Annotated in this window: 3 protein-coding genes and 1 pseudogene; all 4 read left to right on the forward strand. The window is 43.8% G+C overall.

Features of this window, described 5'->3' with window-relative positions:
* Positions 1-397, forward strand: a pseudogene (ansA, locus tag RAC86_RS36530) (asparaginase); the annotation flags it as partial.
* A gap of 45 nt (positions 398-442) precedes the next feature.
* A complete protein-coding gene (gene aspA / locus RAC86_RS36535; protein ID WP_014114276.1) occupies positions 443-1,870 on the forward strand; it encodes an aspartate ammonia-lyase in 1,428 nt (475 codons plus the stop codon).
* 142 nt (positions 1,871-2,012) lie between these two features.
* Entirely contained in the window at positions 2,013-3,419 is a 1,407-nt protein-coding gene (gene mleN, locus RAC86_RS36540; RefSeq protein WP_061187604.1) for a malate-H+/Na+-lactate antiporter MleN, read from the forward strand.
* Between the two features lie 17 nt (positions 3,420-3,436).
* A partial coding sequence (locus RAC86_RS36545) for an ACT domain-containing protein (RefSeq protein WP_377886767.1) occupies positions 3,437-3,649 on the forward strand: 213 nt, incomplete at its 3' end.

Here is a 3,649-nt window from a genome sequence, read left to right on the forward strand (position 1 = left end):
TACTTCACTATGCACTGATGTATGTCTGCTGAAGCTGCATCCAGGCTTAAAGCCTGAAATGTTTGATGCCCTGAAAAGCATGTACAGAGGAATTGTCATTGAGAGTTATGGCAGCGGGGGCGTGCCATTTGAAGGCAGAGACATTTTGTCAAAAGTGAATGAACTGATCGAAAGCGGCATTGTCGTCGTGATCACAACTCAATGTCTGGAAGAAGGCGAAGACATGAGCATTTACGAGGTCGGCCGCAGAGTCAACCAAGACTTAATTATCCGATCCAGAAATATGAACACAGAAGCAATCGTGCCAAAATTGATGTGGGCACTCGGCCAGTCTTCGGATCTTCCAGTCGTCAAGAGAATTATGGAAACACCGATTGCTGATGACGTTGTCCTGTAAAATCACAGAAACTATGACCAACAAAGAGAAAGTGGGTTAAAGATTATGTTAAACGGCCAAAAAGAATACCGCGTGGAAAAAGACTTCCTTGGAGAAAAACAAATTGAAGCTGATGTTTATTACGGAATCCAGACGCTCCGTGCTTCTGAAAACTTCCCGATTACGGGATACAAGATCCATGAAGAAATGATTAACGCGCTGGCGATTGTAAAAAAAGCTGCGGCTCTTGCCAACATGGACGTGAAACGGCTGTATGAAGGAATTGGCCAAGCTATCGTACAAGCAGCTGACGAGATTCTGGAAGGCAAATGGCACGATCAGTTTATCGTCGATCCGATTCAGGGCGGTGCCGGAACTTCTATGAACATGAATGCGAATGAGGTTATCGGAAACCGGGCGCTTGAAATCATGGGACATAAAAAGGGAGACTATATCCATTTAAGCCCAAACACACATGTGAATATGTCACAGTCTACAAACGATGTATTCCCGACCGCTATTCATATTTCTACATTGAAGCTGTTGGAAAAACTGTTGAAAACAATGGAAGATATGCATAGTGTGTTCAAACAAAAAGCACAGGAATTTGATTCTGTTATTAAAATGGGCCGGACACACCTTCAAGACGCTGTTCCGATTCGTCTTGGCCAGGAATTCGAAGCGTACAGCCGTGTTCTGGAGCGTGATATCAAACGGATCAAGCAATCACGCCAGCACCTGTATGAAGTCAACATGGGCGCAACTGCTGTAGGTACAGGCCTGAACGCCGATCCTGAATATATCAAACAGGTTGTAAAGCACCTTGCTGATATCAGCGGTCTTCCCCTTGTCGGAGCTGATCATCTCGTTGATGCGACACAAAATACAGATGCCTATACAGAGGTATCGGCTTCATTAAAGGTCTGCATGATGAACATGTCTAAGATCGCAAACGACCTTCGCTTGATGGCATCAGGCCCGCGCGCCGGACTTGCGGAAATTTCTCTGCCAGCACGTCAGCCGGGATCATCCATTATGCCGGGGAAAGTCAATCCGGTTATGGCCGAGCTAATCAACCAAATTGCATTCCAGGTCATTGGAAACGATAATACAATCTGCCTTGCTTCAGAAGCCGGCCAGCTTGAATTGAACGTTATGGAGCCAGTGCTTGTCTTTAACTTGCTTCAATCCATCAGCATCATGAACAACGGCTTCCGTTCGTTCACTGACTATTGCTTAAAAGGCATCGAAGCCAATGAAAAACGCTTGAAACAATACGTGGAAAAAAGCGCAGGAGTGATCACTGCAGTCAATCCGCACCTTGGGTATGAAGCGGCAGCCCGGATTGCCCGGGAAGCAATAATGACAGGCCAATCAGTCCGTGATCTATGCCTGCAGCATGATGTGCTGACAGAAGAAGAGTTAGATCTTATTCTAAACCCATATGAGATGACAAAACCAGGTATTGCAGGGAAAGAACTATTAGAAAAATAAAATTTAAACAAAATACAGCTTATTCATCTCCGTATAGCCCGGATGAATAAGCTGTTTACAACATAGGGATGAGGAAGTATAGTATACGTGTTGCACTATTTATTGAAAGCGTTTTAGCTTTTTACATGAAGGGGGACTTCTTTTGAAGGATGTAAGACTGCCAACACTATTCGAAATTATTATTGTCCTAGGATCATTTTTAGCACTTGTCATGTCGTTTACAGTCTTTTTAGACTTGCCGATACAGCTCGCGCTCTTCATTTCCTGGTTTATCGCAATGATTCTCGGAATCAGACTCGGTTATTCTTATAAAGATATGCAAAATGCCATCCTGAATGGAATTTCAAACGGTCTTGAAGCCGTTCTGATTCTTGTTTCAGTAGGAGCACTTATTGGAACATGGATCGCCGGAGGGATTGTACCGACTCTGATTTACTATGGTTTAGAATTTATTCACCCTAGCATCTTTTTACTTGCAACGTTAATTATTTGTTCAATTATGTCTGTAGCAACAGGAACATCATGGGGAACAGTCGGAACTGCCGGCATTGCCATGATCGCAATTGGAGAGGGATTAGGCCTTCCGCTTCCTCTTGTAGCTGGAGCTATTCTATCAGGCGCTTATTTCGGGGACAAGCTGTCTCCTCTGTCTGACAGCACAGTTCTTGCTTCTTCACTATCTAAAGTGGATGTCTTAGATCACGTCAGAGCAATGCTCTTTTTATCTGTGCCAGCATATGTGATTACAGCAATTTTATTTACAATTACCGGCTTTATGTACGGCGGGAAAAATATTGACCTTGATAAAGTTGAATTCTTGAAATCATCTTTGCAAAATACGTTTGACATTCATATTTGGATGCTGATCCCAGCTGTTGTCGTGATTATCTTATTGGCGATGAAAAAGCCGTCAATGCCGGTTATCGTAATTGGCGCTTTGCTTGGCGCTGTCTGGGCTGTTGTTTTCCAAGGCATGAATCCAGCGGATGCGATTGCAACTGCCTACAACGGATTCTCGATTAAAACAGATGTTGAATTCTTGAACGGCCTGTTAAATCGTGGAGGCATCGTTGGAATGCTCGGTTCCCTTGTCGTCATTATCTTTGGTCTCGGATTTGGCGGACTGCTTGAAAAGCTTGGCGTCTTAAAAGTGATCGTCTCTATGTTTGAAAAGAAATTAACATCACCGGGCAACGTCACTTTATCTACGCTGATTGTAGCGTTTTTAGCGAACATCTTCGGCTGTGCGATGTATGTTTCTCTTATTTTGACACCGAAGATTATGGAAAACAGCTATGATCGATTAAATCTCGACAGAAGAGTGCTATCCCGTAATTCAGAGGTCGGAGGAACATTAACTTCAGGTATGGTGCCTTGGTCTGATAACGGTATTTACATGGCGGGGATACTAGGAGTTTCTACCTTCTCTTATCTGCCGTTTATGTGGCTCAGTTTTGTTGCAATAGGTCTTGCTATTATCTATGGTTATACAGGAAAATTTATATGGTATACGAAAAACAATACAGTTAAAGCCGAAAAACTAGGCTAATAGGGGAGGATCACTGAATGATAGCGAAACACATGATTCGGACACTGATGATCGAAACGCCTTCGGTTCCCGGAAATCTTGGAAGGGTAGCTACGGCAATCGGCCTTCTGGGCGGGGATATTGGTGAAGTGGAGACGGTAAAAGTCGGACCCAATTACACAATGCGGAATATTACCGTTCAAGTGGAGAATGAAGAACAGCTTCAGGAAGTGATCGCGGCTGTACAGGCC

Source organism: Bacillus sp. LR_5 (assembly GCF_042709275.1).

Bases quoted from the DNA above. Each gene is read 5' to 3' on its own strand.
- aspA (WP_014114276.1), top strand. From the start codon at position 443: ATGTTAAACGGCCAAAAAGAATACCGCGTGGAAAAAGACTTCCTTGGA.